Origin of the sequence: Flavobacterium sp. JLP (assembly GCF_015350755.1) — a bacterium.
Classification (GTDB): domain Bacteria; phylum Bacteroidota; class Bacteroidia; order Flavobacteriales; family Flavobacteriaceae; genus Flavobacterium.
The window spans coordinates 1-418 of record NZ_JADKPS010000022.1; the positions used below are offsets into that span (position 1 = coordinate 1).

At 36.8% G+C, this 418-nt stretch carries 1 pseudogene; it reads right to left on the reverse strand.

Features of this window, described 5'->3' with window-relative positions:
• A pseudogene (locus IRZ83_RS19425) lies at positions 1-418 on the reverse strand (hypothetical protein); the annotation flags it as partial.

The window sequence follows — 418 nt, forward strand, 5'->3', positions numbered from 1 at the left end:
TCCTTTATCTCCTTTTAAAGCGTCTTTATCGGTTTGAGATAAATCTGAAAAAGCAAGTTTGTCTCCTTTGTCTCCTTTATCACCTTTCAAAGCGTCTTTGTCGGTTTGAGATAAATCTGAAAAAGCAAGTTTGTCTCCTTTGTCTCCTTTATCACCTTTGTCTCCTTTCAAAGCGTCTTTGTCGGTTTGAGATAAATCTGAAAAAGCAAGTTTATCTCCCTTATCTCCTTTATCTCCTTTGTCTCCTTTTAAAGCGTCTTTATCGGTTTGAGATAAATCTGAAAAAGCAAGTTTGTCTCCTTTGTCTCCTTTATCACCTTTGTCTCCTTTTAAAGCGTCTTTGTCAGTTTGAGATAAATCTGAAAAAGCAAGTTTATCTCCCTTATCCCCTTTGTCTCCTTTCAAAGCGTCTTTGTCG